Source organism: Pseudomonas sp. YQ_5 (assembly GCF_043103305.1).
In the GTDB taxonomy this organism is placed as follows: Bacteria; Pseudomonadota; Gammaproteobacteria; order Pseudomonadales; family Pseudomonadaceae; genus Aquipseudomonas; species Aquipseudomonas putida_Y.
Genome location: NZ_JBICJS010000049.1, coordinates 15067 through 41163 on the forward strand (window position 1 = coordinate 15067; position 26097 = coordinate 41163).

21 protein-coding genes are annotated in these 26097 nt (G+C 62.2%); 15 read left to right on the forward strand and 6 right to left on the reverse strand.

The features are described 5' to 3' along the window. Window positions 1-40: 40 nt before the first annotated feature. Window positions 41-925, reverse strand: a complete 885-nt coding sequence (locus ACF8EA_RS11175) for a hemin ABC transporter substrate-binding protein (RefSeq protein WP_392522044.1) — start codon at window positions 923-925, stop codon at window positions 41-43. Window positions 926-1072: 147 nt separating this feature from the next. Here ACF8EA_RS11175 and ACF8EA_RS11180 point away from each other — a divergent pair, with 147 nt between their 5' ends. After that, window positions 1073-1390, forward strand: a complete 318-nt coding sequence (locus ACF8EA_RS11180) for a Rieske (2Fe-2S) protein (protein WP_028697598.1) — start codon at window positions 1073-1075, stop codon at window positions 1388-1390. Here the strand turns inward: ACF8EA_RS11180 and sfsA are convergent. Then, window positions 1380-2093 (reverse strand): DNA/RNA nuclease SfsA, encoded by a 714-nt coding sequence (sfsA, locus tag ACF8EA_RS11185; protein ID WP_392522045.1) that lies wholly within the window; start codon window positions 2091-2093, stop codon window positions 1380-1382. The genes ACF8EA_RS11180 and sfsA overlap by 11 nt on opposite strands. Continuing rightward, complete coding sequence (locus ACF8EA_RS11190) at window positions 2093-3265, reverse strand: pyridoxal phosphate-dependent aminotransferase (protein ID WP_021784784.1); 1173 nt, start codon at window positions 3263-3265, stop codon at window positions 2093-2095. The genes sfsA and ACF8EA_RS11190 overlap by 1 nt, the downstream gene beginning before the upstream one ends. Before the next feature lie 210 nt (window positions 3266-3475). Between ACF8EA_RS11190 and dksA the strand changes: the two genes are divergently transcribed. From dksA to ACF8EA_RS11255, 13 genes are all read left to right on the forward strand, one after another. Then, entirely contained in the window at window positions 3476-3922 is a 447-nt protein-coding gene (gene dksA, locus ACF8EA_RS11195; RefSeq protein ID WP_003250009.1) for an RNA polymerase-binding protein DksA, read from the forward strand. Between the two features lie 63 nt (window positions 3923-3985). Next, window positions 3986-4873: a tRNA glutamyl-Q(34) synthetase GluQRS gene (gluQRS, locus tag ACF8EA_RS11200; protein WP_033730627.1), complete on the forward strand. Its 888-nt coding sequence runs from the start codon at window positions 3986-3988 to the stop codon at window positions 4871-4873. Window positions 4874-5118: 245 nt separating this feature from the next. After that, a complete protein-coding gene (locus tag ACF8EA_RS11205) occupies window positions 5119-5295 on the forward strand; it encodes a hypothetical protein (protein ID WP_003250005.1) in 177 nt (58 codons plus the stop codon). Beyond that, a complete protein-coding gene (locus ACF8EA_RS11210; RefSeq protein WP_252460777.1) occupies window positions 5279-8254 on the forward strand; it encodes a sensor histidine kinase in 2976 nt (991 codons plus the stop codon). The genes ACF8EA_RS11205 and ACF8EA_RS11210 overlap by 17 nt, the downstream gene beginning before the upstream one ends. Before the next feature lie 4 nt (window positions 8255-8258). Continuing rightward, window positions 8259-9701: a sigma-54-dependent transcriptional regulator gene (locus ACF8EA_RS11215; RefSeq protein WP_392522047.1), complete on the forward strand. Its 1443-nt coding sequence runs from the start codon at window positions 8259-8261 to the stop codon at window positions 9699-9701. Window positions 9702-10615: 914 nt separating this feature from the next. Beyond that, window positions 10616-11998, forward strand: a complete 1383-nt coding sequence (locus ACF8EA_RS11220; RefSeq protein WP_021784787.1) for a polynucleotide adenylyltransferase PcnB — start codon at window positions 10616-10618, stop codon at window positions 11996-11998. Further along, on the forward strand, window positions 11995-12474 hold the full coding sequence (gene folK, locus ACF8EA_RS11225; protein ID WP_104887044.1) for a 2-amino-4-hydroxy-6-hydroxymethyldihydropteridine diphosphokinase: 480 nt from the start codon (window positions 11995-11997) through the stop codon (window positions 12472-12474). The genes ACF8EA_RS11220 and folK overlap by 4 nt, the downstream gene beginning before the upstream one ends. A gap of 262 nt (window positions 12475-12736) precedes the next feature. Then, window positions 12737-13537 (forward strand): 3-methyl-2-oxobutanoate hydroxymethyltransferase, encoded by an 801-nt coding sequence (panB, locus tag ACF8EA_RS11230; RefSeq protein WP_003249992.1) that lies wholly within the window; start codon window positions 12737-12739, stop codon window positions 13535-13537. Next, window positions 13534-14397, forward strand: coding sequence for a pantoate--beta-alanine ligase (gene panC / locus ACF8EA_RS11235; RefSeq protein WP_021784790.1), 864 nt, complete (start codon window positions 13534-13536; stop codon window positions 14395-14397). The genes panB and panC overlap by 4 nt, the downstream gene beginning before the upstream one ends. 204 nt (window positions 14398-14601) lie before the next feature. Next, the gene (pgi, locus tag ACF8EA_RS11240) at window positions 14602-16266 is read left to right on the forward strand and encodes a glucose-6-phosphate isomerase (protein ID WP_021784791.1); all 1665 of its coding nucleotides are present in this window, start codon (window positions 14602-14604) and stop codon (window positions 16264-16266) included. A 198-nt stretch (window positions 16267-16464) separates the two neighbouring features. Beyond that, the gene (gene acs, locus ACF8EA_RS11245) at window positions 16465-18399 is read left to right on the forward strand and encodes an acetate--CoA ligase (protein WP_392522049.1); all 1935 of its coding nucleotides are present in this window, start codon (window positions 16465-16467) and stop codon (window positions 18397-18399) included. 42 nt (window positions 18400-18441) lie between these two features. After that, complete coding sequence (locus tag ACF8EA_RS11250) at window positions 18442-19311, forward strand: oxygenase MpaB family protein (RefSeq protein ID WP_392522051.1); 870 nt, start codon at window positions 18442-18444, stop codon at window positions 19309-19311. 78 nt (window positions 19312-19389) lie between these two features. Continuing rightward, a complete protein-coding gene (locus ACF8EA_RS11255) occupies window positions 19390-22326 on the forward strand; it encodes a DUF748 domain-containing protein (protein ID WP_392522052.1) in 2937 nt (978 codons plus the stop codon). Between the two features lie 121 nt (window positions 22327-22447). Here ACF8EA_RS11255 and ACF8EA_RS11260 read toward each other — a convergent pair whose 3' ends face one another. Then, the gene (locus ACF8EA_RS11260) at window positions 22448-22861 is read right to left on the reverse strand and encodes a VOC family protein (RefSeq protein WP_010955354.1); all 414 of its coding nucleotides are present in this window, start codon (window positions 22859-22861) and stop codon (window positions 22448-22450) included. A 60-nt stretch (window positions 22862-22921) separates the two neighbouring features. On the opposite strand from ACF8EA_RS11260, the gene ACF8EA_RS11265 reads away from it, so the two are divergent. Further along, window positions 22922-23224: a putative quinol monooxygenase gene (locus ACF8EA_RS11265; RefSeq protein ID WP_084850163.1), complete on the forward strand. Its 303-nt coding sequence runs from the start codon at window positions 22922-22924 to the stop codon at window positions 23222-23224. Between the two features lie 75 nt (window positions 23225-23299). Here the strand turns inward: ACF8EA_RS11265 and ACF8EA_RS11270 are convergent, their stop codons facing one another. Together ACF8EA_RS11270 and pnp are read right to left on the reverse strand one after the other, a co-directional pair. Then, window positions 23300-23650 (reverse strand): BON domain-containing protein, encoded by a 351-nt coding sequence (locus ACF8EA_RS11270; RefSeq protein WP_021784324.1) that lies wholly within the window; start codon window positions 23648-23650, stop codon window positions 23300-23302. A gap of 260 nt (window positions 23651-23910) precedes the next feature. Next, window positions 23911-26016 carry a polyribonucleotide nucleotidyltransferase gene (gene pnp / locus ACF8EA_RS11275; RefSeq protein ID WP_004575780.1) on the reverse strand — a complete coding sequence of 702 codons (2106 nt, stop codon included), beginning with the start codon at window positions 26014-26016 and terminating at the stop codon, window positions 23911-23913. Between the last annotated feature and the right edge of the window lie 81 nt (window positions 26017-26097).

Below are 26097 nucleotides of genomic sequence, written 5' to 3' on the forward strand. Positions count from 1 at the left end.
CTCAGGCTAATGAACAACGTACGTGGCTGGACCCGCTGTTTCATTGCGCGAAGCTGGCCTGAGCAAGGGGGTAGAAGGTGGCTGCCAGCGACTGCAAGGTCGCCGGTAGCCGAGGCCCAAGCCCGCCGACCAACAGCGTCGGGTCCAGTGAGACCAGGCGTTTCTCACGCACGGCCCGCGAGGCCGCCAGTGCGGGGTTTTCTTTCAACAGCGCCTGCAACGCCTGCCCATCGGCCAGCGCCCGGTCGGAAAACACGATCACATCCGGGTCAAGCGCCGCCAAGGCTTCGTTGGAGAAGTTCTTGTAACCTTGGTGCGCGGCCAGGTTACGCCCACCCGCCTGGCTCAGCAGCCAGTCACCGGCAGTGCCTTGCCCGGCGATCAGCGGCTTGGCCCCGGCATGGCCGACCAGCAGCAACACCCCAGGAGCCTGCTGCCCGGCCTGGGCCAGCTTGACGTTGGCATGCAACGCATCGAGCCGCTGGCGGTAGTCCGCTGCAAGCGTGGACGCTTGCTGCTCTGCGCCGAGCAACTTCCCCAGGTGCCTGAGGTTTTCATCTACCGCCGGCAGCTCGGCCTTGCTGGAGAACAACTCAACCCGCACGCCGGCCTTGCGGATTTGCGCCAGTACCGGTGGCGGGCCCATTTCCTCGGTGCCCACCAGCACATCCGGGCGCAGGCTGAGAATACCTTCGGCCGACAGCTGTCGCTGATAACCCACACTGGGCAACGATTTCAACGAGGCAGGGTGCTGGCTGGTAGTGTCCACACCGACCAGGCGCGCTTCACCCCCCAATGCGGTTATCCACTCGCTCAAGGCGCCACCCGCGCTGACCCAGCGTTGCGGCAGCTCGGCTGCCAAGGCTTGGGTAGAGAGCACAAGGCTTGCACACAAAGCGAGGAAAGCAGTTGGACGGCGCATCATCGGGTTCCTTCTGAAGACGGCTACACGCCTTGTGGCGAGCGGCGGAACTGCGCACCATAGACAGCCAGGCGCAGCGAACGCGATCAATTTGATAATTATTCGCATTGAAGCGTCAAGCCAACATATGTTCCACGAGCCATCCTTGCCATGCACTTCCTTTGTACATCCCTCGGCCTGGCCGAGGGCCAAAGCCGCGCCTTCAGCGTAGACGGCCTCGAATTGTTCGGCGTACGCCGCCAAGGCCAGGTGTACCTGTACCGCAACCGCTGCCCGCACCGGGACATCCCGCTGAACTGGGCAGAGGACGCGTTTCTGGATGACAGCGCCAGCCTTATCCACTGCGCCCATCACGGTGCGCTGTTCCTGATAGAAAGCGGCGAATGCGTGGCGGGGCCCTGCGAGGGTGAGCAGCTGCAGCCCCTGGGCTGCCACGAAGACAGCCTGGGCATCTGGTTCAAGGGGTAAGCAACACCGGCAAGCGGCGATCGATAACGATACCCTCGGCGTCCAGGCGGGTGCCATAGGCCAGCACCTCCACCCCGTCCGCTACTGCAGCGCGCAGCGCCTGGGCGTAGGCCATATCGATTTCCTCGGCCGGGCGCACAGCGTCGATACCGGTCAGGTTCACGCAATACAGCTGCACGGCCCGCACGCCCTTCCGGGCCAGCGTTGCCAGCTCGCGCAGGTGTTTCGCACCGCGCTGAGTCACCGCATCAGGGAAGGCCGCAACTGCGGTGTCGGGGTAGCCCAGCGTCACACTCTTGACCTCGACATAGGCCGGAGCACCCTCGAACTCCAGCCGAAAGTCGATACGGCTGCCTTCCTCGCCATAGGCCACTTCGCGCTTGAGTGCAGTGAAACCAGCCAGTTCAGTGATAGTGCCGGCGCGCAGGGCCTCTTCGACCAATGCATTGGCCCGCCCGGTATTCACGCAGGCCAACCGCCCCTGGGGGGTTTCGCTGATTTCCCAGGTCCCTGGCAGCTTGCGCCTGGGGTCGTTGGAGCGGCTGAACCACACCTGCCCACCTTCACGCATGCAGTTGAGCATGGAGCCGGTATTCGGGCAGTGGATAGTCATCTGCTCGCCGCTGGCCAGTTCGATATCGGCCAGAAAGCGCTTGTAGCGACGCAGCAGGCGGCCCTGCTCGAGTGACGGAGAGAAACGCATCAGCCTTGCCAGCTCCGCAGGCCACGGGCAATACGCTGCACCGCTTCTTCCAGGCGCGGCAGGCTCTGGGTATAAGCGAAGCGCACATGGTGCCCGGCCAGGTGGCGACCAAAGTCCAGGCCCGGCGTGAACGCCACGTGCTCGGTTTCCAGGAAGTGTCGGCAGAATGCGAATGCGTCACCGCCAAAAGCGCTGATATCGGCATACAGGTAGAACGCGCCTTGCGGCTCGACGGCAATGCGGAAACCCAGTTCACGCAGGGCAGGCAGCAGGTAGTCGCGACGGCGGGCGAACTCGGCGCGGCGCTCTTCGAAAATGGCCAGCGCCTCGGGCTGGAAACAGGCCAGCGCGGCATGCTGGGCCATGCTCGGCGCGCTGATGTACAGGTTCTGCGCCAGTTTCTCCAGGTCGGCCACCGCACCGGGCGGGGCCACCAGCCAGCCAAGGCGCCAACCGGTCATGCCGAAATACTTGGAAAAACTATTCAGGACAAAGGCCGAGTCGTCGACTTCCAGCACGCTTGGCGCGTCCATACCGTAGGTGAGGCCGTGGTAGATCTCGTCCACCACCAGATGACCATGCCGCTCATGGGTGGATTTGGCCAGGCAGGCCAACGCTTCGCGCCCCAGCACGGTTCCAGTCGGGTTAGCCGGCGAAGCGACCAGAGCGCCGACGGTGTCCTTGTCCCAGTAGCGCTCAACCAGTTCGGCAGTCAGTTGGTAGTTAACGTCCGGGCCCACCGGTACCAATTGGGCCCCGCCCTCGACCAGGCGCAGGAAGTGACGATTGCACGGGTAACCCGGATCGGCCAGCAGCCAGTGCTTGCCCGGGTCCACCAGCAGGCTGCTGGCCAGCAGCAGCGCGCCGGAGCCACCCGGGGTAACAAGGATGCGCTGCGGGTCGATATTCAGGCCATAGCGCTGCCCATAAAAGCCGGCAATTGCCTCACGCAGTGCCGGCAGACCGCGTGCGGCGGTGTAGCGAGTGTGCCCGGCGGCCAGCGCGGCCTGGCCGGCAGCGACGATGGGTGCAGCCGTGGTGAAGTCCGGCTCGCCGATTTCCAGGTGGATCACGTCGTGCCCGGCCGCCTGCAGCTCGTTGGCCCGGGCCAGCAGCGCCATGACGTGGAAAGGTTCGATGGCGCGGCTGCGCGCACTGTAGGGTTGGGCCATGACCTTCTCTCAATTGGGTCTAAACTGGAGATTCTACCTCTGCACACCACCGAACGTACCGCTCAGGCCAGTGTCAATTAGCAGGATCGGGCGGGGTAGCGCACCCCCGATCTATCTGGTAAGTTCGGCGGCTCGCAGTCGCAGGGCCGGCGGTCGCCGGAGATGGAGCATCCTGCGCATTGGATCAGATGAGTGAGAGGCGGTCTATTCATGTCCACCCTAGAAAAGCAAAAAGCCAACCAGAATCTTTATGGGGTTGCACCCTATCAGGAGACCAAGGGTGAGGAGTACATGGGTGAGCCCATGCGCAAGCACTTCACCAAGATCCTCACTGGCTGGAAGCAAGAGCTGATGGTCGGCGTCGACAAGACCGTTGACCATATGAAAGAAGAGGCAGCCAACTTCGCAGATCCCGCAGACCGGGCATCCCAGGAAGAGGAATTCGCCCTCGAACTGCGCAACCGCGACCGCGAGCGCAAGCTGATCAAGAAAATCGATAAAACCCTGCAGAAGATTCAGGACGAAGAGTACGGCTGGTGCGAGTCGTGCGGCATCGAGATCGGCTTGCGCCGCCTGGAAGCCCGCCCAACCGCCGACCTGTGCTTCGACTGCAAGGAAATTGCCGAGAAAAAGGAAAAAACGGTCGGCAAAGGCTGATCTTTCTTCCACCTGAACGGGGCGCATCATGCGCCCCGTTTCATTTATATGCCCAGCCTGACCATGACCGACTCCAGCTACATCGGGCGCTTCGCCCCCACCCCCAGCGGCTTCCTGCACTTCGGCTCGCTGGTCGCCGCCCTCGCCTCCTGGCTCGATGCCCGCGCCGTCAACGGCCGCTGGCTGCTGCGCATGGAAGACACCGATCCGCCCCGGGAAATGCCCGGCGCCCGCGATGCCATCCTCCAGACGCTGGAACGTTACGGCCTGCACTGGGATGGCGAGGTGGTATTCCAGAGCCAGCGCCACGATGCCTATGCTGCCGTGGTAGACCGCCTGTTCAACATGGGCCTGGCGTACGCTTGCACCTGCTCGCGCAAGCAACTGGAAAGCTACAACGGCATTTACCCGGGCTTTTGCCGTAACGCCGGGCATGCCCGTGAAGGGGCGGCCATCCGCCTGCGGGTGCCGGAGCTGATCTACCGTTTTACCGATCGTGTGCAGGGTGAATACCAGCAACACCTGGGGCGTGAGGTGGGCGATTTCGTCATCCAGCGTCGTGACGGGTTGTACGCCTACCAGTTGGCCGTGGTGCTGGACGATGCCTGGCAGGGTGTTACCGACATCGTGCGTGGCGCCGACCTGCTCGACAATACCCCGCGCCAGCTGTACCTGCAGGAACTGCTGGGCTTCTCACAGCCGCGTTACCTGCATATTCCGCTGATCGTGCAGCCAGATGGGCACAAGCTGGGCAAGTCGTATCGTTCCCCGCCACTGCAGGCGGAGCATGCTACTCCCCTGCTACTGCGGGCACTGCGGGCGCTGGGGCAGGAGACGGATCCGGAACTGCTGTTGGCGACGCCAGCAGAGGTGCTGGCAGTCGCGCGCACGCAGTGGCGGCCGGAAGCGATCGCGCAGCGGACCACGGTGCCGGAGGCTGATTTGCGCTGAACCTTTACCAGCCTCTTCGCGGGCGCGCCCGCTCCCACAGTGTCCTCAATAAACCTAGAGGCAACGCTTTACCTGTAGGAGCGGGTTCACCCGCGAAGAGGCCGGCACATTCATTCCTCCTCTCAAAAACAAAAGCCCAGTAAATTCAAACCCTTGGCTAACGCTGTGGATTCCCGCTAGCATCCCCCCTGCCATTTGCGCCAATAATAAGTTCAAGCCCGCAGCGCCCAACCATCGAGGCCAGCATGTACATCTATCGTTTGGTCCTGCTTCTGGTCGTGGGGATCTATCTGTTCTCCCCGGCCATCATGGACTGGTGGATCGAACCGACCGGAGCCTGGTACCGCCCCTACCTGCTCTGGCTGATCCTGATCGTCGTCACCTTCATCCTGCAGAGCCAACGAGATGCCGATGAGCTTTAGCCTGACCCAGATGATCCTGATCAGCGCCGGGTACCTCATGGTGCTGTTCGGCGTGGCCTGGATCAGCGAGCGCGGGCTGATCCCGCGTTCGATCATTCGCCACCCACTTACCTACACCCTTTCGCTGGGCGTTTATGCCAGTGCCTGGGCCTTCTATGGCTCGGTTGGCCTGGCCTACCAGTATGGCTACGGCTTCCTTGCCTGTTACCTGGGGGTGTCTGGCGCATTCCTGCTGGCGCCGGTGCTGCTCTACCCGATCCTCAAGATCACCCGCACCTATCAGCTGTCATCGCTGGCCGACCTGCTGGCCTTCCGCTTCCGCAGCACGTGGGCCGGGGCCTTGACCACCATCATCATGCTGATTGGCGTGCTGCCGTTGCTGGCCCTGCAGATCCAGGCGGTGGCCGACTCGATCAGCATCCTTACCGGTGAGCCGGTCAAGGCCCGGGTGGCCTTTGCCTTTTGCACGCTGATCATTCTGTTCACCATCTTCTTCGGCTCGCGGCACATCGCCACGCGCGAAAAGCATGAGGGGTTGGTTTTCGCCATCGCCTTCGAGTCGGTGATCAAGCTGCTGGCCCTGGGCGGTATTGGCCTGTATGCCTTGTATGGCGTATTCGGCGGCCCGCACGAACTGGAAGTCTGGCTGTTGCAGAACCAGACCGCCCTCGCCGCCCTGCACACCCCCCTGCAGGAAGGCCCATGGCGCACCCTGCTGCTGGTGTTCTTTGCATCGGCCATCGTCATGCCGCACATGTACCACATGGCCTTTACCGAAAACCTCAACCCGCGCTCGCTGGTCAGCGCCAGCTGGGGCCTGCCGCTGTTCCTGCTGCTGATGAGCCTTGCCGTGCCGCTGGTGCTGTGGGCCGGCCTGCGCCTGGGCGCCAGCACCAACCCCGAGTACTTCACCCTGGGCCTGGGCATCGCCGCCAACAACCAGGCATTGGCACTGCTGGCCTACATTGGCGGCCTGTCGGCAGCCAGCGGCCTGATCATCGTCACCACCCTGGCGCTGTCGGGCATGGCCCTGAACCACCTGGTGCTGCCGCTTTACCAGCCCCCGGCCGAAGGCAACATCTACCGGTGGCTGAAGTGGACCCGCCGTGCACTGATCGTCGCCATCATCACCGCCGGGTTCATGTTCTACCTGAGCCAGAACTACCACCAGAGCCTTGCAAACCTGGGCATCGTCGCGTTCGTCGCCACCTTGCAGTTCCTGCCTGGGGTGCTGTCGGTGCTCTACTGGCCAACCGCCAACCGCCGCGGTTTCATCGCCGGGCTGCTGGCCGGCACCCTGGTGTGGATGGTGACCATGCTGCTGCCGCTTCTCGGCAATTTGCAGGGCTTCTACATCCCGCTGCTGGACATGATCTATGTGCTGGACGACACCAGCTGGCACATGGCAGCCATCGCCTCGCTGGCGGCCAACGTGCTGCTGTTCACCCTGATCTCGCTGTTCACCAACGCCAGCAACGAAGAGGTCAGCGCGGCCGAAGCCTGTGCCGTGGATAACGTGCGCCGCCCACAGCGCCGCGAGCTGCACGCCGCCTCGCCGCAGGAATTCGCCACCCAGCTGGCCAAGCCGCTGGGCGCCAAGGCCGCGCAAAAGGAAGTGGAGCAAGCACTGCGCGACCTCTACCTGCCGTTCGACGAACGCCGCCCCTATGCCCTGCGCCGCCTGCGCGACCGCATCGAAGCCAACCTGTCCGGCCTGATGGGGCCGAGCGTGGCTCAGGACATGGTCGAGACTTTCCTGCCGTACAAGTCCGGTAACGAAAACTACGTGACCGAAGACATTCACTTCATCGAAAGCCGCCTGGAGGACTACCACTCGCGCCTGACCGGGCTGGCCGCCGAACTCGATGCCTTGCGCCGCTACCATCGCCAGACCCTGCAGGAGTTGCCCATGGGCGTCTGCTCACTGGCCAAGGACCAGGAAATCCTGATGTGGAACAAGGCCATGGAAGAGCTCACCGGCATTGCCGCCAAGCATGTGGTCGGCTCGCGCCTGGTCACCATTGATGAGCCTTGGCGCGGCCTGCTGCAAGGCTTCATCAACGTGCCCGACGAGCATCTGCACAAGCAGCGCCTGGCACTGGATGGCCAGCCGCGCTGGCTGAACCTGCACAAGGCAGCCATCGACGAGCCACTGGCCCCCGGTAACAGCGGGTTGGTACTGCTGGTGGAAGACCTTACCGAAACCCAGGCACTGGAAGACAAGCTGGTGCACTCCGAGCGCCTGGCCAGCATCGGCCGCCTGGCCGCCGGCGTGGCCCACGAGATCGGTAACCCGATCACCGGCATCGCCTGCCTGGCGCAAAACCTGCGCGAGGAACGCGAAGACGATGGCGAAATCATCGAGTTGTCCAGCCAGATCCTTGACCAGACCAAGCGCGTATCGCGCATCGTCCAGTCGCTGATGAGCTTTGCCCATGCCGGCGGCAGCCACCAGAACAGCGAGGAGCCCGTGTGCCTGGCCGAAGTGGCACAAGATGCCATCGGTCTGCTGGCGTTGAACCGGCGCAATTTCGAAGTACAGTTCTTCAACCTTTGCGACCCGGACCATTGGGCTGAAGGCGACCCGCAGCGCCTGGCCCAGGTGCTGATCAACCTGCTCTCCAACGCCCGCGACGCCTCGCCGCCCGGCAGCGCCGTACGCGTGCGCAGCGAGGTTAGCGAGCACACCGTCGACCTGATCGTCGAAGACGAAGGCAGCGGGATTCCGAAGAACATCATGGACCGCCTGTTCGAGCCCTTCTTCACCACCAAGGACCCGGGCGAAGGAACCGGACTGGGGCTCGCTCTGGTCTATTCCATCGTGGAAGAGCATTATGGGCAAATCACCATCGACAGCCCGGCCGATATCGAACGGCAACGAGGCACCCGGATCCGCGTGACCCTGCCCCGGCATGTCGTAGCGACGTCCCCTGAAATTCGAGACCGTCGAGAGAATTGAATCAATGCCGCACATTCTGATCGTCGAAGACGAAACCATCATCCGCTCGGCCCTGCGTCGTCTACTTGAGCGGAACCAGTACCAGGTCAGCGAGGCCGGCTCGGTGCAGGAAGCCCAGGAACGCTTCAGCATTGCCACTTTCGACCTCATCGTCAGCGACCTGCGCCTGCCAGGTGCGCCCGGCACCGAGCTGATCAAGCTCGGCCAGGGCACCCCGGTGCTGATCATGACCAGTTACGCCAGCCTGCGCTCAGCGGTGGACTCGATGAAAATGGGCGCGGTGGACTACATCGCCAAGCCCTTCGACCATGACGAGATGCTGCAGGCAGTGGCGCGTATTCTGCGTGACCGGCAGAACGCCCCGGCTGCTGCACCGCCTGCCGAGCCACGCGCCAGCAATGGCAAGGTTGCAGCCTCCGACAAAGGCAGCGCGGCAACGGCCAATGGCGAAATCGGCATCATCGGCTCGTGCCAGCCCATGCAGGACATGTACAGCAAGATCCGCAAAGTCGCCCCTACCGACTCCAATGTGCTGATCCAGGGCGAGTCGGGCACCGGTAAAGAGCTGGTGGCCCGCGCCCTGCACAACCTGTCTCGCCGGGCCAAGGCACCGATGATCTCGGTGAACTGCGCGGCCATCCCCGAAACACTGATCGAATCCGAACTGTTCGGCCACGAAAAAGGCGCTTTCACTGGCGCCAGCGCCGGGCGCGCCGGCTTGGTGGAAGCCGCCGATGGCGGTACGCTGTTCCTCGATGAAATTGGCGAACTGCCGCTCGAAGCCCAGGCACGCCTGCTACGTGTGCTGCAGGAAGGCGAAATTCGCCGGGTAGGTTCGGTGCAGTCGCAAAAGGTCGATGTGCGCCTGATTGCCGCGACCCACCGCGACCTGAAAAACCTGGCCAAGGCCGGCCAGTTCCGTGAAGACTTGTATTACCGCCTGCACGTGATCGCCCTGAAGCTGCCAGCACTGCGCGAGCGTGGCAGCGACGTCAACGAGATCGCCAGCGTCTTCCTCGCCCGCCAGAGCGCTCGCATCGGCCGCGACGACTTGCACTTCTCGGCCGAGGCCGAGCAAGCCATTCGTCACTACAGTTGGCCCGGTAACGTGCGTGAACTGGAAAACGCCGTGGAGCGCGCGGTGATCCTCAGCGAGAGCGCAGAAATTTCCGCCGAGCTGCTGGGCATCGACATCGAACTGAGCGATCTGGAAGAGGACGAACTCCTCGACAATGCCCTGGTGGTGGCCGGCGCGGCCAACGCGAGCCACGAGCCGACCGAGGACCTGTCGCTGGAAGACTACTTCCAGCACTTCGTGCTTGAGCACCAGGACCACATGACCGAGACCGAACTGGCACGCAAGCTCGGCGTCAGCCGCAAGTGCCTGTGGGAACGCCGCCAACGCCTGGGCATACCACGACGCAAGAGCAACGCTACCAGCGAGTAATTCAACCTGCCCAGTGTTCACCGCAGCAAGTGCGGCGCCTGTGAGATCGAGCGCCGCCCACGCGGCGCATCGCGAGCGAAGCTCGCTCCTACATCTGTTTCGGGCCAATCAATCCTGAGCCATTGGCGCGCGGCCCCTTGTGTGTCCCCTTCAATATCCTGTCGTGCACCGAGGGGGATGCGCGCCAATGGCACAGGCGCTGAACGGGGTGTGGCGAACACATCTGGCCTGGGAACACCCCAGGTAACACATCACCTCCCGTAAAAATCTGTTACCCACGCTTTCCGCCGTAACAGCCCCCGAGGCGTACGGTAACGAAATTCCGACATTTTCGACCTTCCGAAAATTGCGAAACCTGCTCAAACCCTTGATTTTATTGGGTTTTGAAAAGTTGGCACGGCACCTGCTATATGTTTGGTACAAGAACAATAACAAGCACTGCAACTCAGAATAAGAACAAGACGAAACGGCTCACGCACAATAAAAACAAGACGGCGGAGGCGCAGCTAACTGATTCTTTTGGAGAGGATGCGTGTTTGGGGCTTGCCCCACAACCAGGCAGAGAACAACAAAAACTGCACTAAAAAGCAGCGCCTGAACTGGTTGGATCGACAGATCAACGTGTCATCAGCGGCCAAAGCAATCCGTTTGCTCTTTACCCCCGGTTTGGGGGTCGTCCACAAGCTTCGAGATTTGTGGACAGGGCACTCAACAAAAACAAGAAGCCCAGCAAAAAAACAATAAGAGCACGCAATGACTTCTTGGGGAGCTTAGGCTCCCCTTGTCATTTCTACCCTTCTGGCAGGCATCCTGCTACCCGCCTACACCATTCCCCGAGTAAATGCTAGAATCCCCGCCCATCATGCGGCCATTCTCCTATTCTTGGCCGAACATTCCTTCACACAGTGCATCCCATGCTGAAGAAGCTGTTCCAGTCTTTCCGCCCGCCCGTACCGGGCCCGCACCACAGGCGCACCACGCCCGAGGTGATCAACAAGAGCCAGCATTCGCTGCAGCGCCACCAGTTCAGCCGTCATGCGGTCAACATCGTGGAGCGCCTGCAAAGCGCCGGCTACCAGGCTTACCTGGTCGGTGGCTGTGTCCGCGACCTGATGCTGGGCATTACGCCGAAGGACTTCGACGTGGCCACCAGCGCCACCCCCGAACAGGTCCGTGCCGAGTTCCGCAACGCCCGCATCATTGGTCGCCGCTTCAAATTGGTCCATGTGCATTTCGGCCGTGAGATCATTGAAGTCGCCACCTTCCGCGCCCACCACTCCGAGGGCGATCAGGGCGATGCCCACCGTTCGTCGCATAACGCCAGTGGTCGCATTCTGCGAGACAACGTGTACGGCACCCTGGAAGAGGACGCGCAACGCCGCGACTTCACCATCAACGCCCTGTACTACGATCCGGTCAGCGAACGCATTCTCGATTACGCCAACGGTGTGCACGACGTGCGCAATCGCCTGCTGCGGCTGATCGGAGACCCGACCCACCGCTACCAGGAAGACCCGGTGCGCATGCTGCGCGCGGTGCGTTTTGCTGCCAAGCTCGACTTTGGCATCGAAAAGCACACCTTCCTGCCGATTCGCGGTCTGGCCCCGATGCTGCGCGAGATTCCACCCGCACGCCTGTTCGAGGAATGCCTCAAGCTGTTCCTCAGCGGCCAAGGTGCCATGGCCTTCGAAATGCTGGTCGATCTGGAGTTGTTCGAACCGCTGTTCCCGGCCAGTGCCCACGCGCTGGACGAGCGGCCGACCTACACCCACACGCTGATCAGCCAGGCGCTGAACAACACCGACCTGCGCGTGAAGCAGGGCAAGCCGGTGACGCCAGCCTTCCTGTTTGCGGCTCTGCTCTGGCCAGCTCTGCCGGCCCGTGTGCTGCACCTGCAGAACCAGGGCGTACCGCCGATCCCGGCCATGAACGGTGCGGCCCACGACCTGATCGCCGAGCAGTGCGCGCGCATTGCCATCCCCAAGCGTTTCACCCTGCCGATCCGCGAAATCTGGGACATGCAGGAGCGCCTGCCGCGCCGCAGCGGCAAACGCGCCGACATGCTGCTGGACAACCCGCGTTTCCGCGCCGGTTACGACTTCCTGCTGCTGCGTGAAAGCGCCGGGGAAGAAACCGACGACCTGGGCCAGTGGTGGACCGATTACCAGGACGCAAACGACAGCGAGCGCCGCGAGATGATCCGTGAGCTTGGCAGCCGCGACGAAAGCGCCGGCCCGCGCAAACGCAAGCGCAGCGGCAGCAAACGCAAGCGCAGTGGCGACGAGGCGTTCGAGTGACCATTCGCGCCTACGTAGGTCTGGGCAGCAACCTGGACGCACCTGCCGAGCAGCTGCGTAGCGCCTTTCAGGCGCTGGACCAGGTCGAAGCCACGCGCCTGGTAGCCGCCTCGGCCCTGTATACCAGCGATTCGCTGCTGCCCGGCCAACCGCGCTACACCAATGCTGTCGCCGCCTTGGACACCGCCCTGGCACCACTGGCATTGCTCGATGCGCTGCAGGCCATCGAAAACGACCAGGGCCGCGTGCGCAAAGAGCGCTGGGGCCCGCGCACGCTGGATTTGGACATCCTGCTGTTCGGTGACCAGGTGCTCGACCAGCCACGCCTGAAAGTGCCGCATTACCACATGCATGCCCGCCCCTTCGTGCTGTATCCGTTGGCCGAACTGGTACCGGGCGATTTCCGCCTGGCCGATGGCCGCGCCCTCGCGCAACTGCTCGACGAATGCCCGTTCGTCGGCCTGGAACGCCTGTAAACCGGGCGTTCCAGCCTGCATTGCCACCTCGGTAACGCCAGTAACACCCTGATCGTAACAATGCGGTAACAGGGTGATTGACTTCCCACACCTCGCTCACGACTATAGGCGTCCCGTGTGGCACCAAAGTGCCGCATACCCGTATTTAGGCCCGGACGGACCTGTGCCCGAACATCACGCGCGATGATGTGCCGCTCCGGAAGATGACTACACGCGTTGAATGCAGTCGTTTTTTACAGCGCCTGAACGAGGAATTTCCTACATGCCTGAAGTAACCCTTACCACCCTTAACGGCCTCAAGGCCAAGGGTGAAAAAATCACCATGCTGACCTGCTACGACGCGACCTTCGCCAAGGCTGCCAGCCAGGCCGGCGTTGAAGTGTTGCTGGTGGGCGACTCACTGGGGATGGTCCTGCAGGGCCACGACAGCACCTTGCCGGTCACCACGGCGGAAATGGCCTACCACACCGCCAGCGTCAAACGCGGCAACGACGGCGCGCTGATCCTCACCGACCTGCCGTTCATGGCCCACGCCACGCCGGAGCAGGCCTTTGCCAACAGCGCCACACTGATGCAGGCCGGCGCCCACATGGTCAAGATCGAAGGCGCAGCCTGGCTGGCCGAAACCATCCGCTTGCTGGCCGAACGTGGTGTGCCAGTGTGCGCGCACATGGGCCTGACCCCGCAAACCGTCAACGTGCTGGGCGGCTACAAAGTGCAGGGCCGCCAGGAAGCCCAGGCCCGGCAGATGCGCGCCGACGCCATTGCCCTGGAACAGGCCGGTGCGGCCATGCTGCTGCTCGAATGCGTCCCCAGCGAACTGGCGGCGGAAATCACCAACGCCGTAGGCATCCCGGTAATCGGCATTGGCGCCGGCAGCGCCACCGATGGCCAGGTACTGGTACTGCACGACATGCTCGGCCTGTCGCTGAGCGGCCGGGTACCGAAGTTCGTGAAGAACTTCATGCAGGGCCAACCGGATATCCACAGTGCCCTCGTCGCTTACGTCGAGGCAGTCAAGCAAGTCAGTTTCCCAGGCAGCGAACACGGGTTCAGTGCATGAATACAGTCAAGACCGTCCGCGAACTGCGCGCGGCAGTGGCCCGCGCTCGCGGTGAAGGCAAACGCATCGGTTTCGTGCCGACCATGGGCAACCTGCACAGCGGCCACGCAGCCTTGGTATCCAAGGCTGCGCAGCGCGCCGATTTCGTGGTCGCCAGCATCTTCGTCAACCCGCTGCAATTTGGCGCCAACGAAGACCTCGACAAATATCCACGCACCCTGGCAGCCGACCAGGAGCGCCTGGTGCAGGCCGGCTGCAACCTGCTGTTCGCGCCCACCGTGGAAGAGATGTACCCCGACGGCATGAGCGTGCAAACCCGTGTCAGCGTGCCCCAGCTTTCCGAAGGCCTGTGCGGCGCCAGCCGGCCTGGGCACTTCGAGGGTGTGGCCACCGTAGTGAACAAGCTGTTCAACATGGTCCAGCCAGACCTCGCCGTGTTCGGCGAAAAGGACTATCAGCAGCTGGCGGTGATCCGTGCCATGGTGCGCGACCTGAACATGCCGATCCAGATCATCGGCGAACCCACTGTGCGTGCCGAGGATGGCCTTGCGCTGTCATCGCGCAATGGTTACCTCACGCCAGAGCAGCGTGCTGCTGCGCCAGCGCTGTACCGCACGCTGCAACACATCGCAGTGGGCATCGGCCGTGGCCAGCGGGATTTTGCCGCGCTGGTCGCTGAAGGCCAGGCACAACTGAGCGCAGCGGGTTTCCGCCCGGATTACCTGGAAGTACGCCATGCCGTAAGCCTGCGCCCGGCAGTGATCGATGATCGAGACCTGGTGGTGATTGCGGCGGCTTACCTGGGTAACACGCGGTTGATCGACAACCTCTACCTGCATGTGGAAGAGAAGACCGCATAATGGCCTTGGGCTGCCTGCAGCCCATTCGCGGGCAAGCCCGCTCCTATATTCACCTGCAGGAGCGGATTTGCTTACAAAGTCCCCCAAAATCCCCCTGCCATACCCATTCCCAGCGCGTGGCCTTTGCCTATAATGATGCCAGCCTGAACCCGGCAATGACTGCCGTGTCCAAGCCCTCACCACGCACCAAGGGACCCCCGCGCAATGGCGTATTACCGTACACCCCACGATGTGACGGCCCTGCCCGCCTGGCAGGCGCTTCAGAAACACCGCGACGCCATGCAAAGCTTCAGCATGCGCGAAGCCTTCGCCGCCGATGCCAAGCGCTTCGACCAGTTTTCCCTTAGCGCTTGCGGCCTGTTCCTCGACTACTCGAAAAACCTGATCACCGAGCAAAGCCGCGATCTGCTGGTCAACCTGGCCAATGAAGTGGGCCTGCAGGACGCCATCAAGTCGATGTTCGGTGGTGAGATCATCAATGCCTCCGAAGGCCGCCCGGTGCTGCACACCGCCTTGCGCCGGCCTGTAGGTGACAAACTCAGTGTCAACGGCGTGAACGTCATGCCGGAAGTGCACAAGGTGCTCAACCAGATTACCGAACTGGTCGGCCGCATTCACGATGGCCTGTGGCGCGGCTACAGCGAAAAGCCGATCACCGACGTGGTCAACATTGGTATTGGCGGTTCGTTCCTTGGCCCCGAGCTGGTGTCCGAAGCGCTGCTACCCTACGCCCAGCGCGGCGTACGCTGCCATTACCTGGCCAACATCGACGGCAGTGAGTTCCACGAACTGTCGGCCAACCTGCGCGCCGAAACCACCTTGTTCATCGTCTCGTCGAAGTCGTTCAATACGCTCGAGACGCTGAAAAACGCCATGGCCGCGCGGACCTGGTACCTGGCCCAAGGCGGCTCGGAAGCCGAGCTGTACCGCCACTTCATTGCAGTTTCCAGCAACAAGGCCGCTGCTGTAGCGTTCGGTATCCGCGAAGAAAACATCTTCCCGATGTGGGACTGGGTGGGCGGGCGCTACTCGCTGTGGTCGGCCATCGGCCTGCCGATCGCCCTGGCCATCGGCACTGCCAACTTCAAGGAACTGCTGTCCGGTGCCTACACCATGGACCAGCACTTCCAGACCGCACCGTTCGACAAGAACATGCCGGTGCTACTGGCTCTGCTGGGCGTGTGGTATGGCAACTTCTGGGACGCGAACAGCCACGCGATCCTGCCGTACGACCACTACCTGCGCAACATCACCAAGCACCTGCAGCAGTTGGACATGGAATCCAACGGCAAGAGCGTGCTGCAAGACGGTACCCCGGTGAAGACCGACACCGGGCCGGTAATCTGGGGCGGCGTGGGTTGCAACGGCCAGCACGCCTACCACCAGTTGCTGCACCAGGGCACCCAGCTGATTCCGGCCGACTTCATCGTGCCGGTGGTGAGCTTCAACCCGGTGGCCGACCACCACCAGTGGCTGTACGCCAACTGCCTGTCGCAGAGCCAGGCGCTGATGCTGGGCAAAACCCGCGAGGAAGCCGAAGCCGAATTGCGCGGCAAAGGCCTCAACGAAGCGGACATCGAAAAGCTGGCCCCGCACAAGGTGATCCCGGGTAACCGCCCGAGCAACACGTTGGTGGTCGAGCGCATCAGCCCGCGCCGCCTGGGCGCGCTGGTGGCCATGTACGAGCACAAGGTGTTCGTCCAGAGCGTTATCTGGGGTATCAACGCCTTCGACCAGTGGGGCGTCGAGCTGGGCAAGGAACTGGGCAAGGGCGTCTACCAGCGCTTGGTCGGTAGCCTGGAAGACAGCGCCGAAGACGGTTCTACCCAGGGCCTGATCAACTACTTCCGCGGCCGTCACCGCGGGTGATTTGATACCTTCGCCGGCCTCTTCGCGGGCTTGCCCGCTCCCACAGGTACAACACAGCCCTCGACGACTGTGCAGTACCTATGGGAGCGGCCAAGCCCGCGAAGAGGCCTGCCCAGGTTGAACACCGCTCCCAGCTACACTGTCTTATCGAATAGCCGTTGCAGTCCATCGCCCCTTACAAGAGCAGGACCACCCGCCATGTTCGATATCCGCAAATACCCCCAGGCCCTGGCCGTCAGCCAGTCCGCCGCCCTCACCCCCGAAGACTACCGCCGCCTCTACAGCCAGTCGGTCGAAGACCCTGACACGTTCTGGGCCGAACAAGCCAAACGCCTGGACTGGATCAAGCCCTGGTCGAGCGTGCAGCAATGCGATCTCAAGACCGGCAAGGCCCGCTGGTTCGACGGTGCGCAACTCAACGTCAGCTACAACTGCATCGACCGTCATCTGGCCCAGCGCGGCGAGCAAACGGCCTTGCTGTGGGAGGGCGACGACCCCAAGGACTCCAAGGCCATCACCTACCGCGAACTGCACCGTCAGGTCTGCCGCCTGGCCAATGCAATGAAAGCGCGTGGTGTGAAGAAAGGCGATCGGGTGTGCATCTACATGCCAATGATCCCCGAGGCCGCCTTCGCCATGCTTGCCTGCACCCGCATCGGCGCCATCCACTCGGTGGTGTTCGGCGGTTTCTCCCCCGATGCCCTGCGTGACCGAATTCTCGATGCCGACTGCCGCACCGTGATCACTGCCGATGAAGGTGTGCGTGGCGGTAAGCGCATCCCGCTGAAACAGAATGTCGACAAGGCCCTGGCCAACTGCCCAGCGGTCAGTAGTGTATTGGTGGTGCGCCGCACTGGCGGCGATGTGGCCTGGGCCGAGGGCCGCGACCTCTGGTACCACGAAGCGACGGAGGCCGCCGGCGACGACTGCCCTCCTGAGCCGATGGAAGCCGAAGACCCGCTGTTCATCCTCTACACCTCCGGCAGTACCGGCAAACCCAAAGGGGTGCTGCATACCACCGCCGGCTACCTGCTGCAGGCAACGATGACCTTCAAGGTGGTGTTCGATTATCGTGACGGCGAGGTGTTCTGGTGCACCGCCGATGTCGGCTGGGTGACCGGCCACAGCTACATCGTCTACGGCCCGCTGGCCAATGGCGCAATCTCGCTGATGTTCGAAGGCGTGCCCAACTACCCGGACACCTCGCGCTTCTGGCAGGTGGTGGACAAGCACCAGGTGAACATCTTCTACACCGCCCCGACTGCCCTGCGCGCACTGATGCGCGAGGGCTCTGCGCCGCTGCAGAGCACCTCGCGCAAAAGCCTGCGCCTGCTGGGCAGCGTCGGTGAGCCGATCAACCCGGAAGCCTGGGAATGGTATTTCGAGGAGGTCGGGCAGAAGCGCTGCCCGATTGTGGATACCTGGTGGCAGACCGAAACCGGCGGCATCATGCTCACCCCACTGCCCGGCACGCAGTCGCTCAAACCCGGCTGCGCCACCCAGCCAATGTTCGGCGTGCAACCGGTGCTACTGGATGAAAAAGGCAAACTGATCGAAGGCCCCGGCGCCGGCCTGCTGGCAATCAAGGCCAGCTGGCCCGGGCAGATCCGCAGTGTCTACGGCGACCACCAGCGGATGGTCGACACCTACTTCAAGCCTTTGCCCGGCTACTACTTCACCGGCGACGGTGCCCGCCGCGACGCCGATGGCGACTACTGGATCACCGGGCGCATCGACGATGTGATCAACGTTTCCGGGCACCGCATCGGCACCGCGGAAGTAGAAAGCGCACTGGTGCTGCATGACAGCGTGGCGGAAGCCGCAGTGGTCGGCTACCCCCACGACCTCAAGGGCCAGGGCGTCTACGCCTTCGTCACGACCATGAATGGCGTGTCGCCGGATGACGCACTCAAGGCCGAGCTGTTTGCCCTGGTCAGCAAGGAAATCGGCAGTTTCGCCAAGCCTGAGCTGATTCAGTGGGCGCCAGCGCTACCCAAGACGCGCTCAGGCAAGATCATGCGGCGTATACTGCGCAAAATCGCCTGCAACGAGCTGGAAAACCTGGGCGATACCTCGACCCTGGCCGACCCAAGCGTGGTACAGGGCCTGATCGACAAACGCCTCAACCAGTAACCGGCGGCCGCCAACCATGGCCGCCCTGCACAACAGGTCGCCATGGAAGCCCTTCGTCGCCGCATCGAAACCCAGGTCATGAGCCTCACTGGGCTGGCCCTCGGCCAGCTCGACCTGGAGTCGCCCAAGGGCGACCCCGGCCTGTTCGGCCCACACAGCATCAGCTGGCGGGTACATGGCGACTTCCCTAGCATGCTGGTCGGTGGCATCAGCGCGCTAATGCTGCAGTTGTTGCATCCTCTGGCCCTGGCCGGTGTATGGGACCACTCCAATTTTCGTGAAGACCTGCTCGGCCGCTTGCGCCGCACCAGCCAGTTCATTTCCGGCACCACCTTCGGCGCCACCGGCGATGCCGAGTGGCTGATCGACAAAGTGCGCACCATTCACCTGCAGGTCACCGGCACGGCACCAGATGGCCGCCCCTATGCGGCCAGCGACCCGGATCTGTTGACCTGGGTGCATGTAGCGGAGGTCAGCAGTTTCCTCGCCGCCCACCTGCGTTACCGCAACCCACACCTGCCACGCGCCGAGCAGAATGCCTATTACAACGAAATCGCCCTGATCGCCGAGCGCCTTGGTGCCCGTGACGTACCGCGCTCCTGCCAGCAAGTTGAAGACTATCTGCAACACATGCGCCCACATCTGCACTGTGATGTGCGCAGCCATGAGGTCATACAGATCCTGCTCGACGCCCCGGCCCCCAGCCGCCTGGCACAGCCGGTTGGCAAACTGATGCTGCACGCGGGTATCGACTTGCTGCCCGGCTGGGCCCAGGCCATGCTCGGGCTGCAGCATGGGCCCCTGCAGCAGCGCCTGATCCGCCTGGGCCTGCGCGGCACCGCGCCGGTCCTGCGCTGGGCAATGCGCGACGGCTCGGCACACCGGGCCAAACGGCGCATGGGCATTGATTGAGCGCAAAAGGTCGCCCCAGCGGAACTGATTTAACGTGCCATACTCCAAGCACTCCGGCTTAGACAGACGAAGCGACACATGTACAAAGGATTGACTCGCGCCGCTGGCGCAATCGTGGCCCTGGTAGCCCTGTATAGCCTGCTCGGCTTTCTCATTCTTCCAGGTATTGCACTGCGCATCGCCAACCAGCAGTTGGCCCAGTACGCCACCGTGCCGGCCCACCTCGAGCGGATCGAGCTCAACCCCTTCAGCCTCGAGCTGACGCTGTGGGGCCTGCAGATCGGCGAGCCGGGCAAGGAGCAGGTCGGTTTCGAGCGTCTTTACGCTAACGCCTCGCTCGACAGCCTGTGGACCAAAGCCCTGCATCTGGAAGCGGTGGAGCTCGACAAACCGCGCAACGAAGTGCTGTTCGCCAAAGACGGCACCCTCAACCTGACCGGGTTGTTCAAACTACCGGCCAGCGAAGCCAAACCCGAAGAGCCGCCCAGCGACCCGTTCCCGCTGCGTATTGGCAGCATCAAGCTCGTCGAAGGCTACCTGCACTTCGAGGACCTGCGCCCCAGCGAGCCGATCGAGTTCCTCTACGACAACATGAGTCTGGAGCTGAAAAACCTCAGCACCCTGCCCAACGACAGCGCCGACATGACCTTGGTGGCCAGCGGCCCCAACGGCGGACGCGTGGACTGGAAGGGTACACTGAGCCTGTCGCCGATCGCCTCCGAAGGCACACTGAAGGTCACTGACGGCAAGATGAAGCTGTTCTGGCCCTACGTGCGCGATGCCGTGCCACTGGTGCTGGAAGACGGCGTGCTCAACCTCGATACGCATTACACGCTCAACCTCGCCAAACAGACCGAGCTGCTGCTGGATAACGCTTCCGTACACATCGCGCCATTTGCCATCAAGGCGCCGGATGGCCGACCGCTGGCACGCCTGGCCAGCCTGGCGGTTAGCGAAACTTCCATAGATCTGGTCAAACAACAGGTCATCGTGGGCAAGGTCCGCAGCGAAAAACTCGAAACCTGGGCGGCGCTGGAAAAAGACGGCCAGCTCGACTGGCAGAAGCTGTTCGCCAGCCAACCCGCCAAGGCCACGCCGAAGGAAAAGGCCGAGCCGGCTGCCGCAGAACCTACGCCTGAAGAGAAAGCTGCCAAGGAGCCAAGCAAACCCTGGCAAGTGCTGCTCAAGGACGTGCAGTTGCGCAACTACCTGGTGCACCTGGCAGATCGCAGCCAGAAGGAACCGGTAGCGTTGGACATTGGCCCTCTCAATGCCGACCTGCAAGGTTTCGACAGCCTCAACCAGTCGCCCTTCACCGTCAAACTCGACACTGGTGTGGGCAAGCAAGGCAAGCTGCAGGCCGCAGGCCAGGTCAACCTGGCACCGATATGGGCAAAGCTGGATGTGAGCACCCGCGACATCGACCTGCGGGTGGCCCAGGCCTATATCAGCCCGTTCATCCTGCTGGAGCTGCGCAGTGGCATGCTCTCCAGCGACCTCAAGGTCGACCTGAAGAACACCGCACCGCTGGCCTTCAGTGTTACCGGCAAGGCGCAGGTCAGCCAGTTGCATACCCTCGACACCATCAAGAGCCGCGACTTCGTCAAATGGCAACAGGTGAACGTGGACGGCTTGTCCTACGTGCACGGCGATGCCCTGTCGATCGACAAGGTGACCCTGCTGCAGCCCTATGCACGCTTCATCATCAACGAAGACCGTACTACCAACGTCAATGACCTGCTGATCCCGCAACCGGCCGGCGCCCCGACGAGCAGCCAGGCCAAGCCGACCACGGCCAGCAACAGCAAGCCGCTCGGCATCCACATCGGCCAGATCGACATCAAGGACGGCTCGGCCAACTTTGCCGACCTGTCGCTTACCCCCAACTTCGCCACGGCCATCCAGCAACTCAACGGCCAGATCGGCACCATCGACAACCGCAAGCCGCTGCCGGCCAAGGTCGAAGTCAAGGGCAAGGTAGACCGCTACGCTCCGGTTACCATCAAGGGCGCACTCAACCCGTTCAACCCACTGGCCAGCCTGGACATTGCCACCAGCTTCAAGCGCGTCGAACTGACCACGTTGACGCCCTACTCCGGCAAGTTCGCCGGTTTCCGCATCCGCAAGGGCCGGCTGAACCTGGACCTGCACTACTTGATCACCAACGGCCAGCTCAAGGCCGAGAACAAGGTGGTAGTGGAACAACTGCAGCTGGGCGAGAAAGTCGACAGCCCGGATGCGGTCGACCTGCCAATCCGCCTGGCGGTAGCATTGCTGAAGGATACCGAGGGCAAGATCTCGATCGAGCTGCCGGTGTCTGGCGACCTCAACAACCCACAATTCAGCGTGATGCCGATCGTTTGGCAAACCCTGCGCAACCTGGTGCTGCGCGCGGCGCAGGCGCCATTCAAATTCATTGGCGGGCTGATCAGCGGCGGCAGTTCGGAAGACCTTGGCAACGTGGCGTTCGCCCCGGGCTCCAGCGAACTCAGCGGCGATGCCCAGGCGTCCCTGGACAAGCTGGCATCCGCACTGAAAGAGCGCCCGGGACTGCGCCTGGAAATCGAAGGCACCAGCGCCCAGGCCAGCGACGGCCCGCTGATCGCCCAACAGCGTCTGGAGCGTGAGTACCAGGCCACCTGGTACAAAATCCTGCAGCGACGGGGTGACAAGGTGCCGGCCAATGCCTCGATGCTGGTGGTCGACGACAGCGACAAGCCCGCGATGCTCGAAGGCATTTACCGCAGCCGCCTGAAAAAGCAGCCGCCAGCAGAATGGGAGCAACTGAGCCGTGACGAGCGTACCGCCAAGCTGCGCGAGGCGGTGATCAAGTCATGGGCTGAGAGTACCGCCTTGCTGCGTACACTGGGCCAGGAGCGGGCCAGCAGCATCAAGGATTACCTGGTTGACAAGGGCAAGCTGGAAGACGATCGGGTGTACTTCATCGATACCAGCCTGGGCCAGCCTGAGAGCGATGGGCGGGTGATTACGCCGATGCACCTGGATGCCGAGTAATCCCCTCTGGCAGGCCTGGCCTCTTCGCGGGCACGCCCGCTCCCACAGAGATGGCGCACAACCTCGGACCTGCGCAATACCTGTGGGAGCGGGCGTGCCCGCGAAGAGGCCAGTACGGGCTTCAAACCAACCGCTGCCCCGACACCGCCGGGTGATACAGCGGTTGAACCTTGTTCCCAGCCGGGTCCAGCAGGTGGAAGCTACGCGCGCCGTCACCATGATTGAACGGCCGGTCGAGCAAGGTCACACCATGAGCCTTGAAGTACTGGTACCAGGCTTCCAGCTCCTCCACGCTGTCGACGATGAATCCGTAGTGATCCAGGGTCTGTAACCCGTTGGCCGCCCCTGCCCCACGCCCAAGCGACAGGTTGTCGTTACCGCAGGTGAGATACACCAGGTCCTCATTGGCGCGATTCAGCACTTCCATGCCCAGCACATCGACGTAGAAGCGTTCACATTCCTCCAGGTTGGGCACCAGCAGGGCGATGTGGCGCAGGCCATTCAGGCGGCCAGGGCGTGCAGGCAATTCGGACATTGGCGAAGCTCCATTTTTGTATACAATTCATTATTGAATTTAAAACAAAAGGAGCCATTTGTGTATAGCCTGTTCATCAAGACCCGAGTGAAGCCTGGATGCGCCGACGCTTTTCTGAGTGCAATCAAGGTCAATGCTGCAGCTTCCGTGGCGAGTGAGCCAGGCTGCCTGGTGTTCGATGTGTCACAGGACCGAGTCGATCCGGAGGTGATCTACCTGTACGAAATCTACCGCGATGATGCTGCGTATGAAGCACATACCCAGACCGCGCATTTTCGCGACAGCCGCCCATTGGTAGAGCCTCTGATCCTTGAGCAGGAATGCTTCGAAAGCGATGTCATCGCACGCAACCCGGCGTATTGAGCGCAAGACAAAGCCCTGGCACGGGCCAGGGCTTTGATGAAAGTGGCCAAATCCATTTGGCCGACGGGACATTCCTTATTCGGCTTTCAGGCCGTCAGACATTACGCTCTTGACGCCTTTGATGTTCTTGGTGATGCGTACCGCTTCTTCTTTCTGCGATTCGGTAACCTTCACATCAGAAGACAGGGACACAACACCTTGGCTGGTCTCGACTTTGATGTCGCTGCCTGGGATGCCTTTTTCAGTCAGCAGGTCAGCTTTCACCTTGGTAGTGATCCAAGTGTCGGAGCCTTCTTGCTTGGCGTTGTCGACGGTGTTGGCCGCCAACATGACTGGAGCCTGGGTTGGCTCAGCGGCGAATGCACCGTTAGCCATGGTCAGGGTCAGAGCGGTAGCAGTAGCGGCAGCAATGGCGAACTTCTTCATGTGGGTCACTCCTGTTTTTCGAAAGGTCTGCGCCGTATGTCCTGGCGGCAGGTATGAAGGTAGTTGCACGGGCTGTGCCAGCTTTGCCGCTTCTATTATTTCTTTATAAATCAACACCTTAGAAAAACACCCCCACTTCCGCAGTCGTGCATTTTGCAATCAGCGCGGTAAACCTGCATGCAAGATGCAAGTCCGCAAAAGGTTCCCGTCGCCCATGAAAAAAGGGCCCCGAGGGGCCCTTTCTCTGTAGCGTGTGTCGCTTAGACGCCCGAGGCCTTGGCCGCAGCAACGTCTTTGATCGACAGCTTGATACGGCCGCGGTTGTCCACGTCCAGTACCAACACTTCGACTTCCTGGCCTTCTTTCAGGATGTCGGTGACTTTCTCGACGCGAGCATCGCTCAGCATGGAGATGTGCACCAGGCCGTCCTTGCCAGGCAGGATGTTGACGAAGGCGCCGAAGTCGACAATGCGCTCAACCTTGCCGACGTAGATCTTGCCGATCTCGGCCTCAGCGGTGATACCCAGGATGCGCTGCTTGGCAGCATCTGCCGCTTCCTTGGTTTCGCCGAAGATCTTGATGGAGCCGTCGTCTTCGATGTCGATCGAAGCCTTGGTTTCTTCGCAGATGGCGCGAATGGTGGCGCCGCCTTTACCGATGACGTCGCGGATCTTGTCGGTGTCGATCTTCATCGCGATCATGGTCGGGGCGTTGGCCGACAGTTCGGTACGCGACTGGCCAATGACCTGGTTCATCTGGCCGAGGATGTTCAGGCGCGCTTCCAGGGCCTGGCCCAGGGCGATTTCCATGATCTCTTCGGTGATGCCGTTGATCTTGATGTCCATCTGCAGCGCGGTGACGCCTTTGGCGGTACCGGCTACCTTGAAGTCCATGTCGCCCAGGTGGTCTTCGTCACCCAGGATGTCAGTCAGGACCGCGAACTTGTCGCCTTCCTTGACCAGCCCCATGGCGATACCGGCAACCGGCGCCTTCATCGGCACACCGGCGTCCATCAGGGCCAGGGAAGCACCGCAGACCGAAGCCATGGAGCTGGAGCCGTTGGATTCGGTGATTTCCGAAACCACACGGATGGTGTACGGGAACACGTCAGCAGCAGGCAGCATGGCCTGAACCGAACGGCGGGCCAGACGGCCGTGGCCGATTTCGCGACGGCCAGCACCGCCCATGCGGCCACACTCACCTACCGAGAACGGTGGGAAGTTGTAGTGCAGCATGAAGGGGTCTTTCTTCTCGCCTTCGAGGGTGTCCAGCAGTTGGGCATCACGGGCAGTACCCAGGGTCGCAACGACCAGGGCCTGGGTTTCGCCACGGGTGAACAGTGCCGAACCGTGAGTTTTCGGCAGCACACCTACTTCGATGTTCAGCGGGCGTACAGTCTTGGTGTCGCGGCCGTCGATACGTGGCTTGCCGTTGACGATGTTTTCGCGAACGGTGCGGTATTCGATTTCGCCGAAGATGTCTTTGACTTCGGAAGCCGAAGGCTGGCCTTCTTCACCGGAGAACTTGGCAACCGCCTGGTCGCGCAGCTCACCCAGACGCGCGTAGCGGTCGGCTTTGACGGTGATGGTGTAGCCCTGCGAAACCGCTTCGCCGAACTCGGCGCGGATAGCATTGAACAGCTCGGTGTTGGCAACGGCAGGTTTCCAGTCCCAAGTCGGCTTGCCAGCTTCGGCAGCCAGCTCTTTGACAGCCTGGATAACAGCCTGGAACTCGTCGTGGGCGAACAGTACGGCACCCAGCATCTGGTCTTCGGTCAGCTCTTGAGCTTCCGACTCAACCATCAGTACAGCATCGGAGGTACCGGCAACGACCATGTCCAGGCTCGAGGCAGCCAGTTGCTCGTAGGTCGGGTTCAGCAGGTAGCCAGTGCTTTCGTGGAAGGCAACGCGGGCAGCGCCGATCGGGCCTTCGAACGGAATACCGGAAATGGCCAGGGCAGCCGAGGTACCGATCATCGCAGCGATGTCCGGATCGGTCTTCTTGCTGGTGGAAACCACGGTGCAGACGACCTGCACTTCGTTCATGAAGCCTTCCGGGAACAGCGGACGGATCGGACGGTCGATCAGGCGCGAGGTCAGCGTCTCTTTCTCGGAAGGACGGCCTTCACGCTTGAAGAAGCCACCTGGGATCTTGCCAGCGGCGTAGGTCTTTTCCTGGTAGTGAACCGACAGCGGGAAGAAACCCTTGCCTGGATCAGCCTGTTTGGCGCCTACCACAGTCACCAGCACGGTGACGTCGTTGTCGACGGTAACCAGCACGGCGCCGGTTGCCTGACGGGCAATACGGCCCGTTTCGAGAGTGACGGTCGATTGACCGAACTGGAAAGTCTTGATTACCGGGTTCACGGTTTCCTACCTTTTTCAGTGGCTCTTGGGGGAACTGGTTTCTTGCGAATTCTTGGGCAGAACGGGGAATCGGCCCCATTG

What these genes read in the sequence shown, in the direction of transcription:
- ACF8EA_RS11190 (WP_021784784.1), bottom strand. Translation starts at nt 3,265, where the DNA reads ATGGCCCAACCCTACAGTGCGCGCAGCCGCGCCATCGAACCTTTCCAC.
- pgi (WP_021784791.1), top strand. Translation starts at nt 14,602, where the DNA reads ATGGCGTATTACCGTACACCCCACGATGTGACGGCCCTGCCCGCCTGG.
- acs (WP_392522049.1), top strand. Translation starts at nt 16,465, where the DNA reads ATGTTCGATATCCGCAAATACCCCCAGGCCCTGGCCGTCAGCCAGTCC.
- ACF8EA_RS11220 (WP_021784787.1), top strand. Translation starts at nt 10,616, where the DNA reads ATGCTGAAGAAGCTGTTCCAGTCTTTCCGCCCGCCCGTACCGGGCCCG.
- panB (WP_003249992.1), top strand. Translation starts at nt 12,737, where the DNA reads ATGCCTGAAGTAACCCTTACCACCCTTAACGGCCTCAAGGCCAAGGGT.
- ACF8EA_RS11180 (WP_028697598.1), top strand. Translation starts at nt 1,073, where the DNA reads ATGCACTTCCTTTGTACATCCCTCGGCCTGGCCGAGGGCCAAAGCCGC.
- gluQRS (WP_033730627.1), top strand. Translation starts at nt 3,986, where the DNA reads ATGACCGACTCCAGCTACATCGGGCGCTTCGCCCCCACCCCCAGCGGC.
- ACF8EA_RS11205 (WP_003250005.1), top strand. Translation starts at nt 5,119, where the DNA reads ATGTACATCTATCGTTTGGTCCTGCTTCTGGTCGTGGGGATCTATCTG.
- ACF8EA_RS11210 (WP_252460777.1), top strand. Translation starts at nt 5,279, where the DNA reads ATGCCGATGAGCTTTAGCCTGACCCAGATGATCCTGATCAGCGCCGGG.
- ACF8EA_RS11215 (WP_392522047.1), top strand. Translation starts at nt 8,259, where the DNA reads ATGCCGCACATTCTGATCGTCGAAGACGAAACCATCATCCGCTCGGCC.
- ACF8EA_RS11175 (WP_392522044.1), bottom strand. Translation starts at nt 925, where the DNA reads ATGATGCGCCGTCCAACTGCTTTCCTCGCTTTGTGTGCAAGCCTTGTG.
- dksA (WP_003250009.1), top strand. Translation starts at nt 3,476, where the DNA reads ATGTCCACCCTAGAAAAGCAAAAAGCCAACCAGAATCTTTATGGGGTT.
- ACF8EA_RS11255 (WP_392522052.1), top strand. Translation starts at nt 19,390, where the DNA reads ATGTACAAAGGATTGACTCGCGCCGCTGGCGCAATCGTGGCCCTGGTA.
- sfsA (WP_392522045.1), bottom strand. Translation starts at nt 2,093, where the DNA reads ATGCGTTTCTCTCCGTCACTCGAGCAGGGCCGCCTGCTGCGTCGCTAC.
- ACF8EA_RS11270 (WP_021784324.1), bottom strand. Translation starts at nt 23,650, where the DNA reads ATGAAGAAGTTCGCCATTGCTGCCGCTACTGCTACCGCTCTGACCCTG.
- ACF8EA_RS11250 (WP_392522051.1), top strand. Translation starts at nt 18,442, where the DNA reads ATGGAAGCCCTTCGTCGCCGCATCGAAACCCAGGTCATGAGCCTCACT.
- ACF8EA_RS11260 (WP_010955354.1), bottom strand. Translation starts at nt 22,861, where the DNA reads ATGTCCGAATTGCCTGCACGCCCTGGCCGCCTGAATGGCCTGCGCCAC.
- panC (WP_021784790.1), top strand. Translation starts at nt 13,534, where the DNA reads ATGAATACAGTCAAGACCGTCCGCGAACTGCGCGCGGCAGTGGCCCGC.